The following is a 25,162-nucleotide window of genomic DNA, read 5'->3' on the forward strand; positions in this document are numbered from 1 at the left end:
CGGCCCCGGCACCGCGCGGGCACCGGGGCGGGGCCCGTCAGATGCGGGCCAGCACCCGGGTCAGCAGCTCGCCCATCCGCGCGGCCGAGTCACGCCCGGCCTGCAGGACCTCTTCGTGGTTCAGCGGCTCGCCCGACAGCCCCGCCGCCAGGTTGGTGACGAGCGAGATGCCCAGCACCTCGGCGCCGGCCTCGCGGGCCGCGATCGCCTCCAGCACCGTGGACATGCCGACCAGGTCGCCGCCCATGACGCGGACCATGTTGATCTCGGCCGGGGTCTCGTAGTGCGGGCCGGGGAACTGGACGTAGACGCCCTCCTCCAGCGTCGCGTCCACCTCCTTGCACAGCGCCCGCAGCCGGGGCGAGTACAGATCGGTCAGGTCCACGAAGTTCGCGCCGATGATGGGGGAGGCGGCGGTCAGGTTGATGTGGTCGCTGATGAGGACCGGCTGGCCGGGCCGCATGCCCTCGCGCAGGCCGCCGCAGCCGTTGGTCAGCACGATGGTCTTGCAGCCCGAGGCGACGGCGGTGCGCACTCCGTGCGCCACGGCGGCGACGCCGCGGCCCTCGTAGTAGTGCGTACGGCCGAGGAAGACGAGCGCGCGCTTCTCACCGATCTTGTACGAGCGGATCTTGCCGCCGTGGCCCTCGACCGCCGGCGGCGGGAAGCCGGGCAGCTCGGTGACCGGGAACTCGGCTTCGGGGGCGCCGAGCGCGTCGACGGCGGGCGCCCAGCCCGAGCCCATCACCAAGGCGACGTCATGGGTCTCGGCGCCGGTCAGCTCTCGCAGGCGCGCGGCCGCGGCGTCGGCGGCGGCGTGGGGGTCCGGGGTAACTGAAACGTTCACGGGAAAAGGGTAGCCCGAGAAGCCCTACGCGCGTAGATGAGGATGCTCACGACTCTGTGAACGTTTCCTCGTGGGAACGTACAAGGGGACGCGCGGACCGGACCCGGCCGTGCGTACGAGAGAGCCGTCGCTCAGCAGGGACGCTTGCGCAGCTCCATCACGTAGTCGTGCGGTGCGCCGGCGGACTCGGCGGCGTCCGCGATCTCGCCGAGATAGCGGGCGGAGGGCAGCCCGCCCTCGTATCCGTTCAGCACATACACCCAGGCGGGTTCCTCGCCGTCCAGTGTGTGCACCCGCACCCGCATGCGCCGGTAGATGTCGAGCCCGACACCCTCCCAGCGGTCCAGCGAGTCCTCGTCCAGGGGAGCGACGTCGTACAACGCGACGAAGACCTGCGAGCGCGGGGCCTCCACGATCGTGGCCAGCGCGCCTTCCCAGCCCATCTGCTCGCCGCCGAACGTCAGCCGCCAGCCGTTGAGCCAGCCCGTGCCGCGCAGCGGCGAGTGCGGTGCGCGGCGGGTCATGAGCCGCGCGTCGAGGTTGCCGGCGTACGCGGCGTAGAGCGACATGGGATCGAGGGTACGGGAGGGGGAGCCGTGACCGCCCGTCCCGACGGACGGGCCTCTGTCGGGGGGGCGCGTCCGCGGGGCCGGGATCCCGGCCGGTACCGAGGCCCCGGCGCGAAGCACCTTGAAGCGTGCGGGACAATGGGTGGGACCGACCCCCGGCAGAGCGAGCGAGAGCGCGAGGCGTGACCCCAGTGACCCGGATCGTGATCATCGGTGGCGGACCCGGCGGATACGAGGCGGCCCTGGTGGGCGCCCAGCTCGGCGCGGAGGTGACCGTCGTCGACTGCGACGGCCTCGGCGGGGCATCCGTCCTCACCGACTGCGTGCCGTCGAAGACCCTGATCGCCACCGCCGAGGTGATGACGAACTTCGACTCCTCGCACGAGGAGCTCGGCATCATCGTCGCGGACGACACCCCGCACATCGAGCAGGCGGCCCGGATCGTCGGCGTCGACCTCGGCAAGGTCAACCGGCGGGTGAAGCGGCTCGCGCTCGCCCAGTCCCACGACATCACCGCCTCCGTCACCCGTGCCGGCGCCCGCGTCATGCGCGGCCGGGGCCGGCTCCAGGGCATGCAGGCCATGGACGGCTCCCGCAAGGTGGTCGTCACCGCCGCGGACGGCAGCGAGGAGACGCTCACGGCCGACGCCGTGCTGATCGCGACCGGCGGTCACCCCCGCGAGATCCCGGACGCGCAGCCCGACGGCGAGCGGATCCTCAACTGGACCCAGGTCTACGACCTGACCGAGCTGCCCGAAGAGCTGATCGTGGTCGGTTCGGGTGTCACCGGCGCCGAGTTCGCCGGCGCCTACCAGGCGCTCGGCTCCCGGGTCACGCTCGTCTCCTCCCGCGACCGGGTGCTGCCCGGTGAGGACCCGGACGCCGCCGCCGTCCTGGAGGACGTCTTCCGGCGCCGCGGGATGAACGTCATGGCCCGCTCCCGCGCCCAGTCCGCCAAGCGGGTCGGCGACCGGGTCGAGGTGACCCTCGCCGACGGCCGGGTCATCTCGGGCACGCACTGTCTGATGGCCGTCGGCGCCATCCCGAACTCCGCGGGCATGGGCCTGGACGAGGCCGGGGTCAAGCTCACCGAGTCCGGGCACATCTGGACGGACAAGGTCTCGCGCACGACCGCGCCGGGTGTGTACGCGGCAGGTGACGTCACCGGGATCTTCGCGCTGGCGTCGGTGGCGGCGATGCAGGGACGTATCGCCATGTACCACTTCCTCGGCGACGCGGTGGCCCCGCTGAACCTGAAGGCGGTCTCCTCGAACGTCTTCACCGACCCGGAGATCGCGACCGTCGGTTACTCGCAGGCGGACGTCGACGGCGGCGTCATCGACGCCCGCGTCGTCAAGCTGCCGCTGCTGCGCAACCCGCGCGCCAAGATGCAGGGCATCCGGGACGGCTTCGTGAAGATCTTCTGCCGTCCGGGCACGGGCATCGTGGTCGGCGGAGTGGTCGTGTCGCCGCGCGCTTCGGAACTGATCCATCCCATCTCGATCGCGGTCGACAACAACCTGACGGTGGAACAGATCGCAAACGCGTTCACCGTGTACCCGTCGCTGTCGGGCTCGATCGCGGAGGTCGCCCGCCAGCTGCACACGCGGAAGGCGATGGGCGAGGCGTAACGGAGCCGGGGCCGGCGCGACGGGGATCAACCCCGGCAAGCCGGGACGATCGGGCAGGGTGCCTATACCACTTCGGGGGCCTCTGTGTGCGCAACTTCCCCAATTCGGCGCAAAGTGCTGAAACCCCTAGACCGCTGGGGTTACTGTCAGTTTCGTGTTCGCTGCAGAACGTCGTCAATTGATCCTCGAAATGGTGCGTGCCAACGGTGCCGTGTCGCTCCGTGAGCTCGCCCGCGTCGTCCAGACCTCCGAAGTGACCGTACGGCGGGACGTGCGGGCACTGGAGGCAGAAGGACTCCTCGACCGCCGGCACGGCGGTGCGGTGTTGCCGGGTGGATTCACGCGAGAGTCCGGCTTCCCGCAGAAATCCCATCTCGCGACCGCGGAGAAGACGGCCATCGCCGACGCCGCCGCGGCCCTGGTCGAAGAGGGCGAGGCCATCGTGGTCGGCGCCGGTACGACCACGCAGGAGCTGGCGCGCCGGCTCGCGCGGATCCCGGGGCTGACCGTGGTCACCAACTCCCTGCTGGTCGCTCAGGCGCTGGCGCACGCCAACCGGGTCGAGGTCGTCATGACCGGCGGAACGCTGCGTGGCTCGAACTACGCGCTGGTCGGCAGCGGTGCCGAGCAGTCGCTGCAGGGGCTGCGGGTCTCCCGTGCGTTCCTCTCCGGCAGCGGGCTGACGGCGGAGCGCGGGCTGTCCACGTCCAACATGCTGTCCGCGAGCGTCGACCGGGCGCTGGTGCAGGCGGCGGCGGAGGTCGTGGTCCTGGCGGACCACACGAAGCTGGGCACGGACACGATGTTCCAGACGGTGCCGACGGACGTGATCACGCGCCTGGTGACGGACGAGCCGCCGCCGCACGACGACCGCGCGGTGACGGAGCTGCAGGCGCTCGCCGACCAGGGCGTGCAGGTCGCGGTGGCGGGCGGCACGGTCGACACTCCTCGCGCCCGTCGCGAGGTCCCCCTCCCGGGCCAGCGGCGCACGCACCCCACGCCGACCCTCCGCCCGGCGACGTCCCTCTCCACGGACGCCCCGGACCGCCGTGTGGCCGACCTCCGCCGCCGCTGACCCCGCCGCCCGACGGGGACGCCCCTGCGGGGTGTCCCTCGCGGGCCTGGCGTGAGCCCGTACGGCGCGGGTTACGGCTTCAGGCCCCGAAGGGTCAGGGTCAGCAGGCGATCGGCGAGTTCCGGGTCCGTGGGGGCCTGCTCCGCGGCCAGCGCGATGGCGTTGGTCAGCTGCATCAGGTCGGCGACGGAGACGTCGGTGCGGACCGTGCCCGCCTGCTGCGCGCGGGCGAGGAGACGGGCACCCGCCTCGCGCAGGGGGACACTGCACTGGGAGAGGGCCGAACTCGCATCGTGCGAGGCGGACATGAGCGCGCGTGCGACGCCGCGATACTCACCCGCATGAGTGACGACGGCACGCAGCCACTCCACCAGCGCCGCGCACGGCTGCTCCGCCGAGGCCAGCTCCCTCGACCGGGAGAGCAGTGACTCGAGCGCGTCCTGGAAGACCGCGTTCATCAGCGCGTGCCGGTTCGGGAAGTGCCGGTACAGCGTCCCGATGCCCACGCCCGCCCGCCGTGCGATGTCCTCCAGCGACGCGTCCGTGCCGTGCTCGGCGAACGCCGCACGCGCCTCGACGAGCAGCCGCTCGTAGTTGCGGCGCGCGTCGGCCCGCATCGGCCGTGCCGCGCCGCCCGGTACCGGATCAGCTGCCGTACTCGTCGTCATGGCACCCAGAATGCCATCGCCGCGCAACGCCGACGGGGCCCGCCGGACGACTCCGGCGGGCCCCGTACGCGTCAGGCTGACGTCAGTCCTTGATCTCGCAGATCACCGCGCCGGACGTGAGCGAGGCGCCCACCTCGGCGTTCAGCCCCTTGACGGTGCCGGAGCGGTGCGCGTTCAGCGGCTGCTCCATCTTCATGGCCTCCAGGACGACGACGAGGTCGCCCTCCTTGACCGCCTGGCCCTCCTCGACGGCGACCTTGACGATCGTGCCCTGCATCGGGGAGGCCAGCGTGTCGCCGGAGGCGGCGGGCCCGGACTTCTTCGCCGCGCGGCGCTTCGGCTTGGCACCGCCGGCCGCGGCCGTACGCGCCAGGGTCATGCCGAGCGACGAGGGGAGCGAGACCTCCAGGCGCTTGCCGCCGACCTCGACCACGACCGTCTCGCGGCCCGGCTCGTCCTCCACCTCGGCGTCGGCCGGAGCGGCGAACGCCGGGATCTCGTTGACGAACTCGGTCTCGATCCAGCGGGTGTGGACGCGGAACGGGTCGCTGGTGAACGCCGGGTCGGCGACCACCGCACGGTGGAAGGGGATGGCCGTGGCCATGCCCTCCACCTGGAACTCAGCCAGCGCCCGCGCCGCACGCTGCAGCGCCTGTTCGCGCGTCGCGCCGGTGACGATCAGCTTCGCCAGCAGCGAGTCCCACGCGGGACCGATGACGCTGCCGGACTCCACGCCCGCGTCGAGGCGGACACCGGGACCGGTGGGCGGGACGAAGGACGTCACGGTGCCGGGCGCGGGCAGGAAGCCCCGGCCCGGGTCCTCGCCGTTGATACGGAACTCGAAGGAGTGACCCCGCATCGGCGGGTCGTCGTACCCGAGCTTCTCGCCGTCGGCGATGCGGAACATCTCCCGCACCAGGTCGATGCCGGTGACCTCTTCGGTGACCGGGTGCTCGACCTGCAGCCGGGTGTTGACCTCCAGGAAGGAGATCGTGCCGTCCACGCCGACCAGGAACTCCACGGTGCCCGCGCCGACGTAGTGGGCCTCCTTGAGGATGGCCTTGGAGGCGCGGTACAGCTCGGCGTTCTGCGCCTCGGTCAGGAACGGCGCGGGGGCCTCCTCCACCAGCTTCTGGTGCCGGCGCTGCAGCGAGCAGTCACGGGTCGACACGACCACGACGTTGCCGTGCTGGTCGGCCAGGCACTGGGTCTCCACGTGCCGGGGCTTGTCCAGGTACCGCTCGACGAAGCACTCGCCGCGACCGAACGCGGCGACGGCCTCGCGCACCGCCGAATCGTAGAGCTCCGGGACCTCCTCCAGCGTGCGGGCGACCTTCAGGCCGCGCCCGCCGCCGCCGAAGGCGGCCTTGATGGCGATCGGCAGCCCGTTCTCCTTGGCGAAGGCGACGACCTCGTCGGCGCCCGAGACCGGGTCGGGGGTGCCGGCGACCAGCGGGGCACCGGCGCGCTGCGCGATGTGACGGGCGGCCACCTTGTCGCCCAGGTCGCGGATCGCGGCCGGCGGGGGGCCGATCCAGGTCAGCCCGGCGTCGATGACGGCCTGGGCGAAGTCGGCGTTCTCGGAGAGGAAGCCGTAACCGGGGTGGATGGCGTCCGCGCCGGAATCGGCGGCGGCCTGGAGGACCTTGGCCATGTCCAGATAGCTGGCTGCCGGGGTGTCACCGCCCAGGGCGAACGCTTCGTCGGCCGCGCGGACGTGCAGAGCGTCACGGTCCGGGTCGGCGTAGACGGCTACGCTCGCGATCCCGGCGTCCCGGCATGCACGGGCAACGCGGACAGCGATCTCGCCTCGGTTGGCGATGAGCACCTTGCGCACGATGGCTCCCTCCTTGCTGTTATTCCGGGGGATCCCACCCCCGGTGTGCGGCTACGCCGCGGGCCGGTCCCCGGTCCGGGCGCACCGGGACCGGAGCACTCGGCAGGTCACCGCGCCGAAGACTTCGCTGAAACACGCTGAGTTTAGGGACTACCGACACGGCCTTTCGACCCGTTCCCAGTCGTGAGCTTGCCCACACGGAGGGTGATCCGAGGCGTATCCGTATCGCGAAAGCCCTTGTCGCACCACGGTACGCCGGGTTCCTCCTGAGCAGCGTAGCCGTCCGATGTGGTCAAGGTCTCTGCTCGGGCGGCCAGCGGCGCCACGCGTTTCTTTGTGGAGTCCCTACGAATGGCCGAATGATTCTTTGCCTGTGCCCGGACCCTTGTCCACGGGTTTACCCGTTAGTAGCGTGCGCGGTGTCGTTCGTACTGCTGGTAACAGAAGCTGTGAACCAAAGGGGTGGGCGCCGTGGTGCGCAGACCGGTGGCCGTGGTGGCCGCGATCGTGCTCTACCTGGAAGCCGTGGGCATCGTGGTGATCAACGGCGTTCTCGCCACCTTCGTGGGCAAGCAGAACATGTCCCTGGACGGCCTCGACCCCGAAGCCATGGCCATGGGCACGTGGGTGATGGGCGGGGTGTTCGGCGTCTTCCTCGCCGCCTGCGGGACGGTCCTTCTCGTGGCGGGCATCCGTGACCGTGCGCCCGGCCGCTTCGGCCGCATCCTGCTGGTCAGCTGCGCGGTCGTGCACGGTGTCCTGGGTGCGCTGACCGTGGGCCTGGTCGGCTGGCACGCCTTCGCGTTCCTGATGGTGGTGCTGGGACTGGTCGTGCTGTCGCTCGTGGCGTACGGCACGCCGGGCGCGGAGAAGAGCGAGGACGGCGGCCCCGTGGTCAGCGACGGCGCAGCCACCGCCTGAGGGCTCCCGGGCACGGCGCCCGCCGGTGTCGGGCCCGTGTCAGACCCAGAGGTCCGTGATCCCGGTCCCCAGCTCGCCCAGCAGTCGCCGGAGCAGCGGCAGCGACAGCCCGATGACATTGCCGTGGCTGCCCTCGATGGCGTCCACGAACGGCGCCGAGCGGCCGTCCAGCGTGAACGCGCCCGCCACGTGCAGCGGTTCGCCGCTGGCGACGTACGCGGCGATCTCGGCGTCCGTCGGCTCGCCGAAGCGGACCGTGGTGGAGGCGGTCGCGGAGACGCGGCGGCCGGAGACGGTGTCGATGACGCAGTGGCCGGTCTGCAGGATGCCGGCGCGGCCGCGCATGGACTTCCAGCGTGCGGTGGCCTCCTCCGCGTCGGCGGGCTTGCCGAAGGCCTCACCATCGAGTTCGAGGACGGAGTCGCAGCCGATGACGAGGGCGCCGGCGGCTTCGGGCCGCCCGGCCACCGCGGTGGCCTTCGCCTCGGCGAGGACCAGCGCGAGCGTGCCCGGATCGGGTGCGGTCAGAGCGTCCTCGTCGACACCACTGACGATCACCTCGGGCGCGAGCCCGGCGTCCCGGAGCAGATTGAGCCGGGCGGGCGAGGCGGAGGCGAGCACGACACGACGGCGCTGATCACTCATGCGGGCCATCGTAGGCGCCGTGTACGACCCCGTGGACGCGGACCGGGGATACGCGATGTCCGCCCCGGGGCGTGGTCCTGGTGCGGGCGGCCGGCGTGGGCGCGGGGCCGGGTGGCGCCGGCTTCGCGGCACGGCACGGCACGCCGCCCGCGGCCCGGCGCGGTCAGTGCAGGCCCACCACGAACATCGCGACGATCATGGCGAGGGCCAGCAGGATTCCCGCGCGGCGCAGCATCGCCTGCATGTCGCGCATCTCCTGTGGGGGTTCGTTCTCCGGGTCGGACCACAGCATGCTTCCGATCGTGCTGGCGGGACGGCCCGGGCGCCTGAGTACGCGTACTCAGGCGCCCGGTGCCGATGGACCAGTCAGCCCGGCCAGAACGTGCGCGTCCAGGCCCGGGGGCCCGGCCGCAGGGCCCGGGCCCGCGCGATCCGGGCGGGATCCGACCACTCCTCGGGCGGTTGCGGCGCGCCGGAGGTGGCCGAGGCCGTCGCCGCGGCGCGCGCCTGGACCACCGCCAGGGCGGCGGCCAGCTCCTCCGGGGTCGGGTTTCCCCGTACGACCTTGATCATCGCGGCTCCTCGCGGTCTCGGGGATCTACAGGGGGATGTTGCCGTGCTTCTTCGGGGGAAGGTTTTCCCGCTTCGTCCGCAGCTGACGCAGTCCCTTGACCACCTGCGCGCGGGTCTCCGACGGCATGATCACGGCGTCGATGTAGCCGCGCTCGGCCGCGGTGTAGGGGTTGAGGAGGGCGTCCTCGTAGTCCGCGATCAGCTCGGCGCGGATCGTCTCCTGGGCCTCCGCGTCCCCGGCGGCCGCGATCGTGCGGCGGTGCAGGATGTTCACCGCGCCCTGCGCGCCCATGACCGCGATCTGCGCCGTCGGCCACGCGAGGTTCAGGTCCGCGCCCAGGTGCTTGGAGCCCATGACGTCGTACGCGCCGCCGAACGCCTTGCGCGTGATGACGGTGATCAGCGGGACGGTCGCCTCGGCGTAGGCGTAGATCAGCTTGGCGCCGCGGCGGATGATGCCGCCGTACTCCTGGTCCACACCCGGCAGGAAGCCGGGCACGTCCACGAACGTGAGCACCGGGATGTTGAACGCGTCGCAGGTGCGCACGAAGCGCGCGGCCTTCTCGCTGGCGTCGATGTCGAGACAGCCCGCGAACTGCATGGGCTGGTTGGCGACGATACCGACCGGGAAGCCCTCGACCCGGCCGAAGCCGGTGACGATGTTCGGCGCGAACATCGCCTGGGTCTCCAGGAATTCACCGTCGTCCAGCACATGCTCGATGATCGTGTGCATGTCGTACGGCTGGTTGGCGCTGTCCGGCATCAGCGTGTCCAGCTCCTGGTCCTCGGGGGTGAGGTCCAGCGAGATGTCCTCCGGGAAGGCCGGCGGCTCGGACAGGTTGTTCGACGGAAGGTACGACAGCAGCGACTTGACGTACTCGATCGCGTCCTTCTCGTCGCCGGCCATGTGGTGCGCGACACCGGACGTGGTGTTGTGCGTACGGGCGCCACCCAGTTCCTCGAAGCCCACGTCCTCGCCGGTGACCGTCTTGATGACGTCGGGTCCGGTGATGAACATGTGCGAGGTCTGGTCCACCATGACCGTGAAGTCGGTGATCGCGGGGGAGTAGACGGCGCCGCCCGCGCACGGGCCGACGACCAGCGAGATCTGCGGGATCACGCCGGAGGCATGGGTGTTCCGGCGGAAGATCTCGCCGTACATGCCCAGGGCGCTGACGCCCTCCTGGATCCGCGCGCCTCCGGAGTCGTTGATCCCGATGACCGGACAGCCGGTCTTCAGCGCGAAGTCCATCACCTTGATGATCTTCTGGCCGAACACCTCGCCCAACGCCCCGCCGAAGACCGTGAAGTCCTGCGAGAACACGGCCACCGGCCGGCCGTCCACCGTGCCGTAGCCGGTGACGACACCGTCACCGTACGGTCGGGTCTTCTCCAGGCCGAAGTTGGTCGAACGGTGTCGTGCGAGCTCGTCCAGCTCCACGAACGACCCCTCGTCGAGGAGGAGTTCGATCCGTTCACGGGCCGTCAGCTTGCCCTTGGCGTGCTGTTTCTCGACCGCGCGCTCGGAGCCCGCGTGCGTCGCCTCGTGGACACGGCGCTGGAAATCCGCGATTTTGCCAGCGGTGGTGTGGATGTCGATCTCTTGGTGCTCTGCCGGCTCGGACATCGGGATGCGGCTCCCTGCCTGGTCACGGGGGTGTTGGCTACGGTAAAGAGAGGTCTGGCTACTGACTCGTAGCGTATCGGCGCGGATACGGTTCGGCAGTGCGGCGTTGGCCACACCCCGGGGTGCTTGCGCACGTGACCCGACACGGTCGTCCGCGTGGTTCGCGCGGCGGGGACCGAAGGGTTCAAGCTGTGCGGCATGACGCCTCACGACGCCTCCCACGGCCGCTGGTCCGATCTCGACCGTCCGCCGCTGAACGCCACCGCGCTGCGCCGCGCGCTGATCCGCCCCGGCGGTCTGTGGACCTCGCTCGACATCGTCGAGGCGACCGGCTCCACCAATTCCGATCTCGCCGCCCGTGCCGGTGAGCTCGCCGAGGGGGCCGTGCTCGTCGCCGAGGAGCAGACGGCGGGGCGCGGCCGCCTCGACCGCAGCTGGACGGCGCCCGCGCGCTCCGGGCTCTTCCTGTCCGTACTGCTCAAGCCGGACGTGCCCGTGGACCGCTGGGGCTGGCTGCCGTTGCTCACCGGAGTCGCCGCCGCGACCGGACTGGCCAGGGCGGCCGGCGCCGACTTCACCCTCAAGTGGCCGAACGATCTGCTGGTGAAGGTCGGCGGCGAGGAGCGCAAGACCGGCGGCATCCTCGCCGAGCGGGTCGGCAAGGACGGCGTCGTCATCGGCATCGGCATCAACGTCACCCTCCGCGAGGACGAGCTCCCGGTGCCCCGGGCGGGCTCCCTCGCCCTCGCCGACGCCGTCTCCACCGACCGCGACCCACTGCTGCGGGCCCTGCTGCGTTCGCTGGAGAACTGGTACGGGACCTGGCGCGCGGCCAACGGCGACGCGCACGCCTCACGGCTCCAGGAGACGTACGCGGCGGGCTGCTCCACGCTGGGCCTCACCGTGCGTGCCGAGCTGCCGGGCGACCGGACGCTGGTCGGCGAGGCGGTCGCGATCGACAGCGACGGACGACTGGTGGTGACCACTCCGGACGGCAAGGATCACCCCATCGGCGCCGGTGACATCGTCCACCTGCGGCCGGGCGGCCAGGACACCCCCTGACGGGGCGGGCCGCCGGGACGTGAGCCAGGGCACACCTGCCGTATCGTTGAGGCCGCGCCGGGCATCCGCGGTCGTACGCGGACCAGCGGACCAGCACGGCACGACAGATCGGCAGGGCAGTGCGCACGGAACGGGCAGGAGGCGGCCGGTGACCGTCGACGACACGACCTCCGGCGCGGGCGCTTCCGGCGACGGCCCCTCGGGCGGCGGCGCCTCCGGCTCCGGCAGGAAGCAGACGTCGGACGTCCACCCGACGCCGCACCACGAGGTCGACCACACCGTCGAGCCGACCAAGGACCCGCTCGCCATCCGTCTGGAGCAGCTGATCCTCGGCGCCGACCGGCGCTACACGCCGTTCCAGGCCGCCAGGACCGCCGGGGTCTCCATGGACCTGGCCTCCCGCTTCTGGCGGGCCATGGGCTTCGCCGACATCGGCCAGGCCAAGGCGCTCACCGAGGCCGATGTGCTCGCGCTGCGCCGGCTCGCCGGTCTGGTGGAGGCGGGGCTGCTGAGCGAGCCGATGGCGGTGCAGGTGGCGCGGTCGACCGGACAGACCACCGCGCGGCTCGCGGAATGGCAGATCGACTCCTTCCTGGAGGGTCTGACCGAGCCGCCCGAGCCGGGAATGACCCGTACCGAGGTCACGTATCCGCTGGTCGAGCTGCTGCTCCCGGAGCTGGAGGAGTTCCTCGTCTATGTGTGGCGCCGCCAGCTGGCCGCCGCCACCGGCCGGGTCGTGCAGGCCGCGGACGACGAGGAGATGGTGGACCGGCGGCTCGCGGTCGGTTTCGCGGACCTCGTCGGATTCACCCGGCTCACCCGCCGTCTGGAGGAGGAGGAGCTCGGCGAGCTGGTCGAGGCCTTCGAGACGACCTGCGCCGACCTGGTCGCCGCGCACGGCGGCCGGCTGATCAAGACCCTCGGGGACGAGGTGCTGTACGCGGCGGACGACGCCGGTACGGCCGCGGAGATCGCGCTGCGACTGATCGAGACGCTGACGAACGACGATTCCATGCCGGCGCTGCGGGTCGGTATCGCGTTCGGGACGGTCACGACCCGGATGGGCGACGTGTTCGGAACGACGGTGAACCTGGCGAGCCGGCTGACGTCGATAGCGCCGAAGGACGCGGTCCTGGTGGACGGGGCGTTCGCGGAGGAGCTGTCGCGTACAGGCGACGCACCCGTGTCGGAGGCGGAGGCCGCGGAGGCGGCGGCCGCGGCCGAGAAGGAGGGCGAGGAGCCGGCGGCCGCGTCGAAGTACCGTTTCGCGCTGCAGCCCATGTGGCAGCGGCCGGTGCGTGGACTGGGTGTGGTCGAGCCCTGGCTGTTGACGAGGCGCCCCACCTAGGATCCCCCTGGTAACGACCGTTAACCAGGAGGGTGCACCCATGTCCGAGCAGCGCTTCGGGGAGTTCGTCGTCGTCCGTCGGCACGAGGGCGGGCACGTCGCCGAGCTGGTGCTCGACCGGCCCAAGGCGATGAACGCCGTCTCCACGGACATGGCCCGGTCGATCGGTACGGCCTGCGAGGCGCTCGCGGCGGACCGTACGGTCCGGGTGACCGTCCTGGCCTCCTCGAACGAGCGGGCCTTCTGTGTCGGCGCCGACCTCAAGGAGCGGAACTCCTTCACGGACGCGGAGCTGGTGCGGCAGCGGCCGACCGCGCGCGCGGCGTACACCGGGGTGCTGGAGCTGCCGATGCCGACGGTCGCCGCGGTGCACGGGTTCGCGCTGGGTGGCGGGTTCGAGCTGGCGCTCGCCTGCGATGTGATCGTGGCCGACGCGACCGCGGTCGTCGGGCTGCCCGAGGTGTCGGTGGGCGTGATCCCGGGCGGCGGCGGTACGCAGCTGCTGCCGCGACGGGTGGGCGCGGCCCGGGCGGCGGAGCTGGTCTTCACCGCGCGGCGGGTGGAGGCGGGCGAGGCGCGGGAGTTGGGCCTGGTGGACGAGCTGGCCGAGGACGCCCGTACCGCCGCTCTCGCGCTGGCGGCGCGGATGGCGGCGAACTCACCGGTCGGGCTGCGGGCCGCGAAGCGGGCCCTGCGGCTCGGCCAGGGGCTGGACCTGCGGGCCGGTCTGGAGGTCGAGGACGCGGCATGGCGGTCGGTGGCCTTCTCCGGTGACCGGGCCGAAGGTGTGGCGGCCTTCAACGAGAAGCGGAAGCCGGAGTGGCCCGGCGAGTGAAAGCCGTACAAAACTCCCTAAGCTGGGGTAATGGGTGAGGATGTGCGGCTGCGAGCCGTGGTGGCGCTCGCACAGTCGATGGCCGCCTCGCACACTCCGCGGGAGTCGTGGCGGGCGGCGGCGGTGGGCGCGTGCGACGCGCTGGCCGGGAGTTTCGGCGCGCTCTCGGTCTGGGAGCGGGAGCGCGGCCGGCTGAAGGTGCTCGTCAACGCGGGGGAGCGTGCCGCGGACGAGGAGGAGTTCCCGGACGGCGAGACCTATCCGGTGCACCGCTTCCCGGAGATCACGGAGTTCCTCCACGAGCAGTGGGCCGGCGGTGGCGCGCCCCGCGCATGGGTCGAGACGGCGGACGGCCCGGCGGAGGGCGAGCAGGGCTACAGCCATCAGCGGGTCGACGCGCTGCGGCAGCGGGGGCGCGGCTGCTGCGTCGTCGCGCCGATCGTGCTGCACGGGCGGGCGTGGGGCGAGCTGTACGTGGCCAGGGCGGTCGGGCAGCCCGTCTTCGACCGGGACGACGCGGACTTCGCGACCGTGCTGGCCCAGGTGGTCGCGGCCGGGCTCGCCCAGCAGGAGCGGCTGGAGGAGGTCCGCAGGCTGGCGTTCACGGACCCGCTGACCGGGCTCGCGAACCGGCGGGCGGTCGACCTGCGCCTCGACGAGGCGCTCGAACAGCACCGGGCGGACGGCTCGGTGCTCTCGCTGGTGGTCTGCGATCTCAACGGCCTCAAGCGCGTCAACGACACGCTCGGCCATGCGACGGGCGACCGCCTGCTGGAGCGCTTCGGCTCCGTGCTGTCGCTGTGCGGGGCCATGCTGCCGGGGGCGCTGGCGGCGCGGCTGGGCGGCGACGAGTTCTGTCTGCTGACGGTGGGGCCCTCGGCGGACGACGTGGTGAAGGTCGCGGAGGAACTCTGCGAGCGGGCCGGTGAGTTGAAGCTGGGCGAAGGCGTGGCGTGCGGGGTCGCGTCGACGGGCGACCCGATCGGGCCGGTCCGCTCGGCCCGCCGCCTCTTCCGTCTCGCGGACGCCGCGCAGTACCGGGCGAAGGCGGCGCGCTCGCGGGGGCCGGTCGTCGCGGGTCGCGACGACACGGTGCTGTCGCTGGCGGACGCGCCTCCGGGCCCGTCCCAGGACCGCCGCCGCTTCCGCGACGCACGGCCCTGACCGTACGGGCCGGAACGGGGTCGCCGGCACCCCGTGACAGAGAGGGATTCAATCCGTAGGGTGCTGAATATGGATATGCACACTGTCGTGGTGGGGACGTCCGGGACCACCGCCGAAGACGTCATCGCCGTCGCCCGCGGCAACGCCCGCATCGAGCTCTCCGACGACGCCCTCTCCGCGCTCGCCGCCGCGCGCGGGATCGTGGACGCGCTGGCCGCGAAGCCCGAGCCGGTGTACGGAGTCTCGACCGGGTTCGGCGCCCTGGCGACCCGGCACATCGGTCACGACCTGCGCACCCAGCTGCAGCGCAACATCGTCCGCTCGCACGCCGCCGGCATGGGCCCGCGCGTCGAGCGCGAGGTCGTCCGCGCGCTGATGTTCCTGCGGCTGAAGACCGTGGCGTCCGGGCACACCGGTGTGCGCCCCCTGGTCGCCCGGACCATGGCGGACGTCCTCAACGCCGGCATCACGCCCGTCGTGCACGAGTACGGCTCCCTCGGCTGCTCCGGCGACCTCGCGCCGCTGTCGCACTGCGCGCTGACCCTCATGGGCGAGGGGGACGCCGAAGGCCCCGACGGCACCGTCCGCCCCGCCGGCGAGCTCCTCGCCGCCTACGGCATCGAGCCGGTCGAGCTGCACGAGAAGGAGGGCCTCGCCCTCCTCAACGGCACCGACGGCATGCTCGGCATGCTGATCATGGCCCTCGCCGACCTCCGCCGGCTCTACACCTCCGCCGACATCACCGCCGCCCTTTCCCTGGAGGCCCTGCTCGGCACCGACAGGGTCCTCGCGCCCGAGCTGCACGCCATCCGCCCCCACCCGGGCCAGGCCGCCGCCGCGGCCAACATGAGCGCGGTGCTCAAGGGCTCCGAGCTCGTCGGCCACTTCCAGGAGGAGGAGGCGCCCCGCGTCCAGGACGCCTACTCGGTGCGCTGCGCACCCCAGGTCGCCGGGGCCGGCCGCGACACCCTCGCGCACGCCGCTCTGGTCGCCGACCGCGAGCTGGCCGCCGCCGTGGACAACCCGGTCGTCCTGCCCGACGGCCGTGTCGAGTCCAACGGCAACTTCCACGGCGCCCCCGTCGCGTACGTCCTCGACTTCCTCGCCATCGCCGCCGCCGACCTCGGCTCCATCGCCGAGCGCCGCACCGACCGGCTCCTGGACAAGAACCGTTCGCACGGCCTTCCGCCGTTCCTCGCCGACGACCCGGGCGTCGACTCGGGCCTGATGATCGCCCAGTACACCCAGGCCGCCCTGGTCAGCGAGATGAAGCGGCTCGCCGTACCGGCCTCCGCCGACTCCATCCCGTCCTCCGCCATGCAGGAGGACCACGTCTCCATGGGCTGGTCGGCCGCCCGCAAGCTGCGCACCGCCGTCGACAACCTGGCCCGGATCATCGCCGTGGAGCTGTACGCGGCGACCCGGGCGATCGAGATGCGCCGCGGTCTGACCCCGGCGCCCGCGTCGAAGGCGGCCATCGTGGCGCTGCGCGCGGCGGGCGTGGACGGCCCGGGCCCGGACCGCTTCCTCGCCCCGGACCTGGCAGCCGCCGAGACGTTCGTCCGCGACGGACGGCTCGTCGCGGCAGTGGAACCCGTGACCGGCCCGCTGGCCTAGGGGGCGGCCCCGGCCGCAGCCCGGCCGCCGAGACGGCAGGAAGGGCCTCCCCGGTGCGGGGAGGTCCTTCCGTCCCAGGCGTGCGCCTCAGGCGTGCGCCTCGCGTCCGTGCCCGGCGTTCGTCCCTGGCGTCCGTCTCAGGCCGGGTGGACGCCGCTCCTGCGGACCGCGAAGCTCACGAACCCGGCCCCGACGGCCAGGAACATCGTGCCGCCGATCAGATACGGCGTCGTGTCCACGCTGCCCGTATCGGCGAGCGACAGCTGCCGCGGCGTCCCGCCCTGCGCCTCCTGCGCTCCCGGGGAGTCCTGAGAGCCCTGGCCGTCCGGGGCCCCTTCGGAGCCCTCGGAGCCCTGGGTGTCCTGAACTTCCCGCGTGTCCTGCACACCCTCGGCAGGGTGGCCGGAAGCGGAACCCCCGGACTGCTTCTGGGCGGCCTGCACGGCCGCACCCTCAGCCGTCGCGTTCGCCGAGGGGACGAACCACAGCGCACAGAGCAGGGTGCCGGCTGCGGCAGCGGTCAGCAGTGGGCGTCGGGCGACGGGCACGGGAACGATCCCCCTTGTGACAGCGGCGACTTGGCCGCGGGAGGTGATGCTGCGGCGATGCTAATGAAAGCAGCGGGTCGCTGGAAAGTCGGGATGCCCGGAGGCCTAGTCTCCGTCGTATGACCACTTCTGAGACATCACGCTATGTGCGGCTACACGTCGAATTGGTGCTGGAGGTCGGCGAACCGGAAGCGCTGACCGACGCCGCCCTCGACCGGATCGACACCGACGAACTCATGCCGGACGAGGAGCGCGCGCACGCCGGGGCCGCCGTACGCGACGACCCCGCCGAGGCCCTCGCCTATCTCGTCGACCCCTTCGACCTGGTGGGCGATGTCCCGGGAGTCGACCTCGCCCAGGCGTCCTGGAGCTGTGAGCAGATCGACTACGACCCCGATGCCGAAGAGTGGGATATCGACGGAGAAGATGGGGAGACGGACGAGGACGAGGACGACGGCGAGGACGACGAGAGGGACCGCGCCTGAGGCCCGTGACGCCGGAGCCGCGACGATCGGATCCACCGGATCCAGCTGATCAGCCCGATGAGCCTGACCAGTTCGATCCACTGGGCCCCGGGCGCCGCGGCCGGCGAACCGGGGCCCGCTCCCGTCCGTGTCCCACAAGGGAAAGCGCACAGGAACGCCCAACAGAATCCTCAGCACTGCAACCGGCGGCGCCCAGCGTGCGTCGATCAGTGGTGTTGCCCACATATTTCGCCAGGACTGGAACCGGGCGGGTGGTTGTGGGTCTTCTTGTAAGAGATCGCAGGTAAATCGGTGACGATGGAGAAGCGTGTGATGACGGACAGCAAGCGGCGCGGGCGCCTGGCGGCCGCGTCCGCACTGCTCGGCGGCGTACTGGTACTCACGGGCTGCAGCAGCGCCGACGCGGACGGCTCCGGTTCCGAGAGCTCGAAGAAGTCGCAGGAGCAGGTCGACGAGGCGGCCGCCAAGGACTCCTCGGACGCCCGAATAGTCATCTCGCCGAAGAACGGCGCGACCAACGCGAGCATCAACAACGACGCCAAGGTCACCGTCAGCAACGGCAAGCTCACCGAGGTCACCATGACCACCGCCGACGGCAAGACCGTCGAGGGCACGCTGGCCGCCGACGGCAAGAGCTGGCAGCCGGAGGGGCAGCTCGAGCGCGCGACCGTCTACAAGATCGCCGCGAGCGCCAAGGACTCCAAGGGCCGTGAGGCCCACGAGAACGCGTCGTTCACCACCGTCTCGCCCGACAACAGCTTCATCGGGAACTTCACGCCCGAGGACGGCTCCACCGTCGGCGTCGGCATGCCGGTCTCGATCAACTTCAACAAGGCGATCACCGACCGCAAGGCCGTCCAGTCCGGCATCACCGTCTCCACCAGCGGCGGTCAGGAGGTGGTCGGCCACTGGTTCAACTCGCAGCGGATCGACTTCCGTCCGGACGAGTACTGGCAGGAGGGCTCCACGGTCACGCTGAAGCTGAACCTCGACGGCGTCGAGGGCGCCGACGGCGTCTTCGGCGTCCAGCAGAAGACGGTCACCTTCACCATCGGCCGCAACCAGGTCTCCACCGTCGACGCCGCCACCAAGACCATGACGGTCACCCAGGACGGCAAGACGATCAAGACCATCCCGATCTCCGCCGGCTCCCCCGAGAACCCGACCTACAACGGCCGGATGGTGATCTCGGAGAAGTTCAAGGAGACCCGGATGAACGGTGCGACCGTCGGCTTCACCGATGACGACGGCAAGGGCGAGTACGACATCAAGGACGTCCCGCACGCCATGCGGCTGTCCACCTCGGGCACGTTCATCCACGGCAACTACTGGGGCCCGGACTCGGTCTTCGGCAGCGCCAACACCAGCCACGGCTGTGTCGGTCTGAACGACGTCAAGGGCGCGGGCGACCCGAAGCAGCCGGCCGCCTGGTTCTACGACAACTCGATCGTCGGTGACGTCGTCGTCGTGAAGAACTCCAAGGACACGACGATCAAGCCCGACAACGGCCTCAACGGCTGGAACATGAGCTGGGCCGACTGGAAGGCCGGCTCGGCGGTCTGACCGCCGCTCCCGCCGTCCGCCAACGACGTACGAAGGCGGCGGCTCCCGGAACGCTCCGGGAGCCGCCGCCTTCGTCGTACGGCGAGGACCGCTCAGCGACCGCTCGGCGGATCGCGTCGGCGGCCGTTCAGCGGATCGCCGGGGCGGGCACCTCGTCGACCCCCCACTTCGCCAGCAGCCCCAGCGACTCCTCCGACGCCGAGCCCGGCTCCGCGTGATAGGTCACCAGCGCCACATCGGGGTCGTCGGGCAGCCTCAACGTCTCGTACAGCAACGTCATCTCGCCGACCAGCCGATGGCGCAGCCGCTTCGTGCCGTGGCCCTTCTCCTGCACCGTGTGCGCCGCCCACAGCGTGCGGAACTCGTCGCTCTTGACCGACAGTTCGCCGACCAGGGCCGAGAGCTGCGGATCGTCCGGATAGCAGCCCGCGCACAGCCGCAGCACGCTCACGACCTCGAGCGCCTTGCCCTCCCAGTCGAGGTACAGATCACGCGCGCCCGGGTCGAGGAAGACCAGCCGCGCCATGTTCCGCTCCTGCGGAGGCAGCGCGGCGAGGTCGCCGAGGAGGGCGCACGCCATCCTGTTCCACCCGAGGATGTCCATCCGGCGCCCGACGAAGAACGCGGGCACCCCGTCCATGGCGTCGATCAGCATCTGCAGTTGCGGCCGCAGCTTCTGGGCCGCCCGCACCGCGCGCCTCTTCTTCTTCGGGTTCGGCTTCGCGAGATGCGTCAGATGGTCGCGCTCGGTGTCGGACAGCCGAAGGGCGCGGGCGATCGAGTCGAGCACCTCGATGGACACGTTCTGCCCATGACCCTGTTCGAGCCGGGTGTAGTACGCGACGGACACCCCGGCCAGCTGGGCCAGCTCCTCACGGCGCAGCCCCGGAACCCGGCGGCGGCGGCCGAAGTCGGGCAGCCCGACGTCCTCCGGCTTCAGCCGGGCGCGGCGGGAGCGCAGGAATTCGCTGAGTTCGGCACGCTGGTCCATTCGTCAAGTATTCAGGCTTCGCACGCCGACATACGAGCCGAGCCTGACCCTGCCAGTGGTAGGCACAGCGTGCGTAGGTACGACAGAGGGCTGGGTGACCTGCGGGAAAAGCGTCAGGCTCCTGGACATGACCACACAGGCGACCACTGTCCCCGCATACGCTGCCCCCGCCGCCAACGCCCCTCTGGAGCGGACCACCGTCCCGCGCCGGGCGGTCGGCGACCACGACGTACTGATCGACATCAAGTACGCGGGCATCTGCCACTCCGACATCCACCAGGCCCGCGACGGCTGGGGCGAGGGCATCTTCCCCATGGTCCCCGGCCACGAGATCGCCGGCATCGTCACCGAGGTCGGCCCGGGCGTGACCAAGTTCGCCGTCGGCGACCGCGTCGGCGTCGGCTGCATGGTCGACTCCTGCCGGGAGTGCGACAACTGCAAGGCCGGGCTGCAGCAGTACTGCACGGGCGGCAGCGTCCTCACGTACAACGCCCTCGACAAGAACGGTGAGCCGACGTACGGCGGCTACTCCACGCACATCGTCGTCGACGAGGAGTTCACTGTCCGCATCCCCGACGGGCTGTCCCTGGACGTCGCCGCACCGCTGCTGTGCGCCGGCATCACCACGTACTCTCCGCTGCGGCACTGGAACGCCGGCCCCGGCAAGAAGGTCGCCGTCGTCGGCCTGGGCGGCCTCGGCCACATGGCCGTCAAGCTCGCGAGCTCCATGGGCGCCGAGGTGACCGTGCTGTCCCAGTCGCTGCGCAAGAAGGACGACGGACTGCGGCTCGGTGCCGAGAACTACTACGCGACCAGTGACGAGGCCACCTTCGAGGCCCTGGCGGGCACGTTCGACCTGATCATCAACACGGTGTCGGCGCCGCTCCCGCTGGACCGGTTCCTGGGCCTGCTGAGGACGGACGGTGCGATGGTGAACGTGGGCGCCCCCGAGGAGCCCGTGTCGCTGAACGCCTTCTCCCTCATCCTCGCCTGCAGGACGCTGGCCGGTTCGGGCATCGGCGGCATTCCGGAGACCCAGGAGATGCTCGACTTCTGCGCCGAGCACGGCCTGGGCGCCGACATCGAACTGATCCGGGCGGACCAGATCAACGAGGCGTACGAGCGGGTGCTGCGCAGCGACGTCCGCTACCGCTTCGTGATCGACGCGGCGACGATCTGAGACCTGTAGCCGGATGACCTGGCAGGTAATCGACGGGCGGGCCGGCGGGAGGCACGATCGGGACATGAGCGCATACGCGATCGGCAACCTGTTTCCCCCGGCCCGTCTCGACGACGAGGTCCTCACCTACATGGAGCGCATCCAGGCCACCCTCGACCCCTTCGGCGGCCGGTTCCTCGTGCACGGCGCCCCGGAGCGGGACGTGTGCGAGGGGGAGTGGCCCGGAGCGCTCGTCGTCATCGGCTTCCCCTCGATGGCCGCGGCCCGCGGCTGGTACGCGTCCCCGGCCTACCAGGAACTCGTTCCGCTGCGGACGCGGCACATGACGGGCGACGTCATGCTGATCGACGGCGTCCCGGAGGGGTACGAGGCGGCCGCGACGGCGGCGAAGCTCAGGGCGGCGCGGGACGTGCGGACGGCGACGCCGTAGCGGACCCCGGCCGGCGGTCCCGCCGCGGGGTCGTCGTGCGCCTGTTCCACCGTCCGTCCGGCCCGCTGTCGGTCTGGCCCACCGTCCGGCTGGCCCGCTGTCGGTCAGTGCGGGCGGCGTCCTGCCGTCAGCACAGCCGCCCCGCGCGCAGCTCCAGCCGCGGGGCCCGGAAGGTCGCGCGGAAGCGGCGGTCGTGCGAGACCACGACCACCGCGCCCGTGTACGCGACGAGTGCCGCCTCCAACTCCTCGACCAGGCCGAGCGCGACATGGTTCGTCGGCTCGTCCAGGACGAGGAGGTCGGCGGGCCGGGTCACCAGCCGGGCGAGCTCCAGCCGGCGCTGCTGGCCGGCCGAGAGCGCGGCCACCGGCACCGTCAGGTCCTCCTCGCGGAACAGCCCGAGGGCCAGCAGCTCGTCCGCGTACTCCTCGGCCGGGCCGGGGCGACCGGCCGCGTACGCCGACAGCAGCGGGCGGCGGGTCGGCGTCGGGGACAGCTCCTGCGGCAGATAGCCGATCCGCGCCCGGCGGCGGACCGTCCCCTCGTCCGGCTCCAGTTCCCCCGCGAGCACCCGCAACAGGGTCGACTTCCCGGCCCCGTTGGGTCCGGTCACCATCAGCCGTTCGCCGACCTTCACGGCCAGCTCGTCGATGCGCAGCCGGTCACCGACCGCGACGCCCTTCAGCTCGGCGAGCACGTCACTCTCCAGCTCGGCGAGCATGCCGCTGTCCGGCTGGGTGTGCTCGCCTGCGGTCGGCTCGGTGTGCGTGCCGCTGTCCGGCTCGGTGTGCTCGCCGGCCGTCGGCTCGGCGAGCAGGTCACCGTCCGCGGTCCTGGCCGCGGTCGTCAGCTCCGCCCGGAAGGAGAGGGGCTCGGGTGGCGCCGCCACCGGTTCCTGCCGCAGGCGTACCAGCCGCTGCCGCGCCGCCCTGACCTGCCCCGACAGCTTGGCCTCATGAGAGCGGCGATGCTTGCCGAAGCCCTGGCGCGGGTCCTTGCCGGTGGCCGCGAGACGCTGCCCGGCCGCCGCCACCAGTTCCTCCGTACGCGCCAGCTCGTCCAGCCACTCCTGATACTCCTGCTCCCAGCGGCGGCGCGTCGCCGCCCTCGCGGCCCGGTAGCCGCTCCAGCCGTCCCCGTACCGCGTCACCGTCCGCCGGTCCCGGTCGACCTCCAGGATCGTCGTCGCGATCCGCTCCAGGAACTCCCGGTCATGGGTGATCGCCACGACCGTGCCGCGGTGCGCGAGCAGATGTTCCTCCAGCCAGGCCGTGGCCTGCCGGTCCAGATGGTTCGTCGGCTCGTCCAGCAACAGCAGTTCCGGCGCCGCGGCCAGCACACACGCGAGGGCGAGCCGGGACTGCTCGCCACCGGACAGGGAGCCGATGCGCCGCTCCCGTGTGACGCGGGCGAGGCCGAGACCGTGCAGCGCGGCGTCGACGCGGGCGTCCGCCTCGTATCCGCCGCGCTCCTCGTACGTGTCCAGCAGTTCGCCGTACGCGGTCAGCTCGGCCGTCGATGCGGTGGCGAGGCCCGCTTCGGCGTCCCTCATCCGCCGCTCCAGCTCGCGCAGTTCGGCGAGGGAGGCATCCACGGCGTCCTGGACGGTCGCCGCCGGATCGAGGTCGAGGACCTGCGCGAGATGGCCGGTGCCGCCGGGGAACAGGACGGTGATCTCGCCCTCGTCCGGTCGTTCGGCCCCGGCCAGCAGCCGCAGGAGCGTGGACTTTCCCGAGCCGTTGTCGCCGATGACCCCGGCCCGTTCGCCGGGGCGTACGGTCAGCGACACCTGTTCGAGGACGGAGCGGTCCCCGTACGCCTTGGAGACGTCCTTCATGGTCAGTTGGGTGGAGCGATGACTGCGGGCGCGGTCGCGCATGGGCTTTCCCTGGTATGACATGCCCCGGAGCAGGGGCGGGGTTCTCTCGGACCGGGGGAGGGATACGCCTGACATGCCGGGGACCACCCGCGACCAGGAAAGGCCAGCGGGTCAGAGGGTCACGCCGGCTCGGCGCCCGGAATCAGAGAAAGAAGTAGTACGAACCCATGCGCGTCAGTCTACGGGGCGCCCGGCAGGCGGCCGAAGCGATTTTGATTCCGCGCGGCGGTCGGCCGACGCGGTCGGGACCGGGGCCGGGACCGGGACCGGGGCCGGGACGGGGGGCGGGACCAGGGCCGGCGTCGGCGACGGTGACGGCGTCGGTGACGGTGATGGGACCGCGGTCGTGGTCGCGACGTGCAGCAGGTGTTCCAGTGGTCCGCGCCGGAAGTAGCGCTTCCAGACGAGGGCGAAGAGCATGGTCGCCGTGATGAAGGTGACCAGGACCGGAAGGGCGGCATCGGCCGGCAGTTCGTCGGCTCCCAGGACCTTGATCGCGGCGATGTGGCCGGCGTACGCCGTCAGGGAGATCGAGCCGGCCGCGACGACGGGCGCGGCCGACCGCCGCAGGAACGCCGAGCGGTCCATGGCCGCGAGGCATACGGCGAGTACGAGCAGGGCCACGCCGGTGTTGCCCAGGATGGACCAGGTCGTCTGGCTGTGCGGCGCGGCCACCAGCAGCCAGTAGGGAGTGGCCTCGGTGGGGGCGCCGGCGGCGTCGGACCACCAGGCCGAGGCGGCGGAGCTGCCCGCCGTGACCGCGTTCACGGCGGGCAGCGCACCCGGAACCAGATGGAGGGCCAGCCATGAGCCCCCGTATCCGAGCGCAGCCAGCGCCCCGCCGGACAGGGCGAGCCTGGTGAGCATTCCGGGGCGGGTGAGGTCGAGCTTCGCCACCGCCATCCCGGCGATGATGAACGGCAGCCAGGTCAGTACGGGGTACGCGCCCGTCACGAACAGCTCGACGAACCCGTCGCCACCCGTGACGCTGGCCAGCGGATCACGGGCGACGACAGCATCGGCCCAGCCCCCGGCCTCGCCCGCGACGCGCAGTGCGTACAGCACCACGGGCATGACGAGCGCGGCCGACGCGGCGATGACGGCCAGGGTCGCGGCGCGCAGCCGGTACAGCGGGAGGGCGAGGACGAAGATCAGCCCGTAGCAGGCGAGGATCACGTCGACATCGGTGTCCAGCCAGGTCAGCGCGTATCCCAGGGCGATCAGGACGGCGGAGCGGATCAGTACGCGGCCCATCGCCTGCCGCCCCGCGCGTCCGGTCCGCGGCTGCGGGCGGCCGGTGAGAATGATCAGGGTGAAGCCTGCGAGGAGGGCGAACAGGGCCGAGGACCGGCCGTGCGCCACCTCCATCAACCAGCCCAGCGCGCCGCCCACCGAGGGGGCGGGGCCCACGTGGTCCGCGTACATGCCGAAGATCGCCAGCCCGCGGGCCAGGTCGATGCCGATCAGGCGCCCGGTCGACGGCGCACGGGAGGGCGAGCGGCCCGGTGCGGCGGCGGCGGCCGTCCCGGGGCGCACGGCTGTCGCCGTCGCCACTGGGTCGTGCGTCATACGCCCAAGGGTTGGGGAAGCCGCGAGGCGCAGCCATCCGGCAGGTGTCCGGAACCGCCCCCGCCGACCGGGGGGCATATCGTGCGAATCGGGCAGTG

At 71.8% G+C, this 25,162-nt stretch carries 24 protein-coding genes; 12 read left to right on the plus strand and 12 right to left on the minus strand.

The window, feature by feature from the left end; all coding sequences use genetic code 11:
- Positions 1-37: 37 nt before the first annotated feature.
- Complete coding sequence (locus ACIQMR_RS25050; protein WP_401391269.1) at positions 38-847, minus strand: purine-nucleoside phosphorylase; 810 nt, start codon at positions 845-847, stop codon at positions 38-40.
- Between the two features lie 131 nt (positions 848-978).
- On the minus strand, positions 979-1,416 hold the full coding sequence (locus ACIQMR_RS25055) for a gamma-glutamylcyclotransferase (protein ID WP_266382045.1): 438 nt from the start codon (positions 1,414-1,416) through the stop codon (positions 979-981).
- A gap of 191 nt (positions 1,417-1,607) precedes the next feature.
- On the opposite strand from ACIQMR_RS25055, the gene ACIQMR_RS25060 reads away from it, so the two are divergent.
- Entirely contained in the window at positions 1,608-3,047 is a 1,440-nt protein-coding gene (locus ACIQMR_RS25060; protein WP_266384390.1) for an NAD(P)H-quinone dehydrogenase, read from the plus strand.
- Positions 3,048-3,201: 154 nt separating this feature from the next.
- Positions 3,202-4,122: a DeoR/GlpR family DNA-binding transcription regulator gene (locus ACIQMR_RS25065; RefSeq protein WP_266382048.1), complete on the plus strand. Its 921-nt coding sequence runs from the start codon at positions 3,202-3,204 to the stop codon at positions 4,120-4,122.
- 71 nt (positions 4,123-4,193) lie between these two features.
- Here the strand turns inward: ACIQMR_RS25065 and ACIQMR_RS25070 are convergent, their stop codons facing one another.
- Both ACIQMR_RS25070 and ACIQMR_RS25075 read right to left on the minus strand, forming a co-directional pair.
- Positions 4,194-4,790 carry a TetR/AcrR family transcriptional regulator gene (locus ACIQMR_RS25070; RefSeq protein WP_266382051.1) on the minus strand — a complete coding sequence of 199 codons (597 nt, stop codon included), beginning with the start codon at positions 4,788-4,790 and terminating at the stop codon, positions 4,194-4,196.
- 82 nt (positions 4,791-4,872) lie between these two features.
- Complete coding sequence (locus ACIQMR_RS25075; RefSeq protein WP_401391275.1) at positions 4,873-6,627, minus strand: acetyl/propionyl/methylcrotonyl-CoA carboxylase subunit alpha; 1,755 nt, start codon at positions 6,625-6,627, stop codon at positions 4,873-4,875.
- 474 nt (positions 6,628-7,101) lie between these two features.
- Between ACIQMR_RS25075 and ACIQMR_RS25080 the strand changes: the two genes are divergently transcribed.
- Positions 7,102-7,548, plus strand: a complete 447-nt coding sequence (locus ACIQMR_RS25080; RefSeq protein WP_401391689.1) for a hypothetical protein — start codon at positions 7,102-7,104, stop codon at positions 7,546-7,548.
- 39 nt (positions 7,549-7,587) lie between these two features.
- Here the strand turns inward: ACIQMR_RS25080 and ACIQMR_RS25085 are convergent, their stop codons facing one another.
- The 4 genes from ACIQMR_RS25085 to ACIQMR_RS25100 all read right to left on the minus strand — a co-directional run bounded on the left by ACIQMR_RS25085 (position 7,588) and on the right by ACIQMR_RS25100 (position 10,393).
- The gene (locus tag ACIQMR_RS25085; protein ID WP_401391278.1) at positions 7,588-8,202 is read right to left on the minus strand and encodes a nucleoside triphosphate pyrophosphatase; all 615 of its coding nucleotides are present in this window, start codon (positions 8,200-8,202) and stop codon (positions 7,588-7,590) included.
- A gap of 154 nt (positions 8,203-8,356) precedes the next feature.
- Positions 8,357-8,485 (minus strand): morphogenic membrane protein MmpB, encoded by a 129-nt coding sequence (gene mmpB, locus ACIQMR_RS25090; RefSeq protein WP_401391281.1) that lies wholly within the window; start codon positions 8,483-8,485, stop codon positions 8,357-8,359.
- Positions 8,486-8,559: 74 nt separating this feature from the next.
- A complete protein-coding gene (locus tag ACIQMR_RS25095) occupies positions 8,560-8,766 on the minus strand; it encodes an acyl-CoA carboxylase epsilon subunit (protein ID WP_401391284.1) in 207 nt (68 codons plus the stop codon).
- A 25-nt stretch (positions 8,767-8,791) separates the two neighbouring features.
- Positions 8,792-10,393: an acyl-CoA carboxylase subunit beta gene (locus tag ACIQMR_RS25100; protein ID WP_401391287.1), complete on the minus strand. Its 1,602-nt coding sequence runs from the start codon at positions 10,391-10,393 to the stop codon at positions 8,792-8,794.
- A gap of 198 nt (positions 10,394-10,591) precedes the next feature.
- Here ACIQMR_RS25100 and ACIQMR_RS25105 point away from each other — a divergent pair, with 198 nt between their 5' ends.
- The 5 genes from ACIQMR_RS25105 (at position 10,592) to hutH (ending at position 16,419) form a co-directional block, all read left to right on the plus strand.
- On the plus strand, positions 10,592-11,455 hold the full coding sequence (locus ACIQMR_RS25105) for a biotin--[acetyl-CoA-carboxylase] ligase (protein WP_401391293.1): 864 nt from the start codon (positions 10,592-10,594) through the stop codon (positions 11,453-11,455).
- 148 nt (positions 11,456-11,603) lie between these two features.
- Positions 11,604-12,803 (plus strand): adenylate/guanylate cyclase domain-containing protein, encoded by a 1,200-nt coding sequence (locus ACIQMR_RS25110; RefSeq protein WP_358670166.1) that lies wholly within the window; start codon positions 11,604-11,606, stop codon positions 12,801-12,803.
- Between the two features lie 40 nt (positions 12,804-12,843).
- Positions 12,844-13,638 carry an enoyl-CoA hydratase/isomerase family protein gene (locus ACIQMR_RS25115; RefSeq protein ID WP_401391297.1) on the plus strand — a complete coding sequence of 265 codons (795 nt, stop codon included), beginning with the start codon at positions 12,844-12,846 and terminating at the stop codon, positions 13,636-13,638.
- 30 nt (positions 13,639-13,668) lie between these two features.
- A complete protein-coding gene (locus ACIQMR_RS25120) occupies positions 13,669-14,802 on the plus strand; it encodes a diguanylate cyclase domain-containing protein (RefSeq protein ID WP_401391300.1) in 1,134 nt (377 codons plus the stop codon).
- Between the two features lie 75 nt (positions 14,803-14,877).
- On the plus strand, positions 14,878-16,419 hold the full coding sequence (gene hutH / locus ACIQMR_RS25125; protein WP_401391692.1) for a histidine ammonia-lyase: 1,542 nt from the start codon (positions 14,878-14,880) through the stop codon (positions 16,417-16,419).
- A 137-nt stretch (positions 16,420-16,556) separates the two neighbouring features.
- Here the strand turns inward: hutH and ACIQMR_RS25130 are convergent, their stop codons facing one another.
- Positions 16,557-16,967, minus strand: coding sequence for a hypothetical protein (locus ACIQMR_RS25130; RefSeq protein ID WP_401391303.1), 411 nt, complete (start codon positions 16,965-16,967; stop codon positions 16,557-16,559).
- Between the two features lie 119 nt (positions 16,968-17,086).
- On the opposite strand from ACIQMR_RS25130, the gene ACIQMR_RS25135 reads away from it, so the two are divergent.
- Positions 17,087-17,452, plus strand: coding sequence for a hypothetical protein (locus ACIQMR_RS25135; protein ID WP_401391306.1), 366 nt, complete (start codon positions 17,087-17,089; stop codon positions 17,450-17,452).
- Positions 17,453-17,749: 297 nt separating this feature from the next.
- The gene (locus tag ACIQMR_RS25140; RefSeq protein WP_401391309.1) at positions 17,750-19,015 is read left to right on the plus strand and encodes an Ig-like domain-containing protein; all 1,266 of its coding nucleotides are present in this window, start codon (positions 17,750-17,752) and stop codon (positions 19,013-19,015) included.
- Positions 19,016-19,142: 127 nt separating this feature from the next.
- Here the strand turns inward: ACIQMR_RS25140 and ACIQMR_RS25145 are convergent, their stop codons facing one another.
- On the minus strand, positions 19,143-20,006 hold the full coding sequence (locus tag ACIQMR_RS25145) for a helix-turn-helix transcriptional regulator (protein ID WP_401391312.1): 864 nt from the start codon (positions 20,004-20,006) through the stop codon (positions 19,143-19,145).
- A gap of 127 nt (positions 20,007-20,133) precedes the next feature.
- On the opposite strand from ACIQMR_RS25145, the gene ACIQMR_RS25150 reads away from it, so the two are divergent.
- Together ACIQMR_RS25150 and ACIQMR_RS25155 are read left to right on the plus strand one after the other, a co-directional pair.
- On the plus strand, positions 20,134-21,186 hold the full coding sequence (locus tag ACIQMR_RS25150) for an NAD(P)-dependent alcohol dehydrogenase (protein ID WP_401391315.1): 1,053 nt from the start codon (positions 20,134-20,136) through the stop codon (positions 21,184-21,186).
- Positions 21,187-21,250: 64 nt separating this feature from the next.
- A complete protein-coding gene (locus ACIQMR_RS25155; protein WP_401391318.1) occupies positions 21,251-21,616 on the plus strand; it encodes a DUF1330 domain-containing protein in 366 nt (121 codons plus the stop codon).
- A 127-nt stretch (positions 21,617-21,743) separates the two neighbouring features.
- On the opposite strand, the gene ACIQMR_RS25160 is transcribed toward ACIQMR_RS25155, so the two are convergent.
- A complete protein-coding gene (locus ACIQMR_RS25160; protein WP_401391320.1) occupies positions 21,744-23,495 on the minus strand; it encodes an ABC-F family ATP-binding cassette domain-containing protein in 1,752 nt (583 codons plus the stop codon).
- A 174-nt stretch (positions 23,496-23,669) separates the two neighbouring features.
- A complete protein-coding gene (locus tag ACIQMR_RS25165) occupies positions 23,670-25,064 on the minus strand; it encodes a DUF418 domain-containing protein (protein WP_401391323.1) in 1,395 nt (464 codons plus the stop codon).
- Positions 25,065-25,162: the final 98 nt, after the last annotated feature.

This window comes from Streptomyces sp. NPDC091376, assembly GCF_044757085.1.
GTDB classification, from domain to species: Bacteria; Actinomycetota; Actinomycetes; order Streptomycetales; family Streptomycetaceae; genus Streptomyces; species Streptomyces pratisoli.

What these genes read in the sequence shown, in the direction of transcription:
- ACIQMR_RS25055 (WP_266382045.1), bottom strand. Translation starts at nt 1,416, where the DNA reads ATGTCGCTCTACGCCGCGTACGCCGGCAACCTCGACGCGCGGCTCATG.
- ACIQMR_RS25070 (WP_266382051.1), bottom strand. Translation starts at nt 4,790, where the DNA reads ATGACGACGAGTACGGCAGCTGATCCGGTACCGGGCGGCGCGGCACGG.
- ACIQMR_RS25085 (WP_401391278.1), bottom strand. Translation starts at nt 8,202, where the DNA reads ATGGCCCGCATGAGTGATCAGCGCCGTCGTGTCGTGCTCGCCTCCGCC.
- mmpB (WP_401391281.1), bottom strand. Translation starts at nt 8,485, where the DNA reads ATGCTGTGGTCCGACCCGGAGAACGAACCCCCACAGGAGATGCGCGAC.
- ACIQMR_RS25095 (WP_401391284.1), bottom strand. Translation starts at nt 8,766, where the DNA reads ATGATCAAGGTCGTACGGGGAAACCCGACCCCGGAGGAGCTGGCCGCC.
- ACIQMR_RS25100 (WP_401391287.1), bottom strand. Translation starts at nt 10,393, where the DNA reads ATGTCCGAGCCGGCAGAGCACCAAGAGATCGACATCCACACCACCGCT.
- ACIQMR_RS25105 (WP_401391293.1), top strand. Translation starts at nt 10,592, where the DNA reads ATGACGCCTCACGACGCCTCCCACGGCCGCTGGTCCGATCTCGACCGT.
- ACIQMR_RS25115 (WP_401391297.1), top strand. Translation starts at nt 12,844, where the DNA reads ATGTCCGAGCAGCGCTTCGGGGAGTTCGTCGTCGTCCGTCGGCACGAG.
- ACIQMR_RS25120 (WP_401391300.1), top strand. Translation starts at nt 13,669, where the DNA reads ATGGGTGAGGATGTGCGGCTGCGAGCCGTGGTGGCGCTCGCACAGTCG.
- hutH (WP_401391692.1), top strand. Translation starts at nt 14,878, where the DNA reads ATGCACACTGTCGTGGTGGGGACGTCCGGGACCACCGCCGAAGACGTC.
- ACIQMR_RS25135 (WP_401391306.1), top strand. Translation starts at nt 17,087, where the DNA reads ATGACCACTTCTGAGACATCACGCTATGTGCGGCTACACGTCGAATTG.
- ACIQMR_RS25140 (WP_401391309.1), top strand. Translation starts at nt 17,750, where the DNA reads ATGGAGAAGCGTGTGATGACGGACAGCAAGCGGCGCGGGCGCCTGGCG.
- ACIQMR_RS25145 (WP_401391312.1), bottom strand. Translation starts at nt 20,006, where the DNA reads ATGGACCAGCGTGCCGAACTCAGCGAATTCCTGCGCTCCCGCCGCGCC.
- ACIQMR_RS25150 (WP_401391315.1), top strand. Translation starts at nt 20,134, where the DNA reads ATGACCACACAGGCGACCACTGTCCCCGCATACGCTGCCCCCGCCGCC.
- ACIQMR_RS25155 (WP_401391318.1), top strand. Translation starts at nt 21,251, where the DNA reads ATGAGCGCATACGCGATCGGCAACCTGTTTCCCCCGGCCCGTCTCGAC.
- ACIQMR_RS25160 (WP_401391320.1), bottom strand. Translation starts at nt 23,495, where the DNA reads ATGCGCGACCGCGCCCGCAGTCATCGCTCCACCCAACTGACCATGAAG.
- ACIQMR_RS25165 (WP_401391323.1), bottom strand. Translation starts at nt 25,064, where the DNA reads ATGACGCACGACCCAGTGGCGACGGCGACAGCCGTGCGCCCCGGGACG.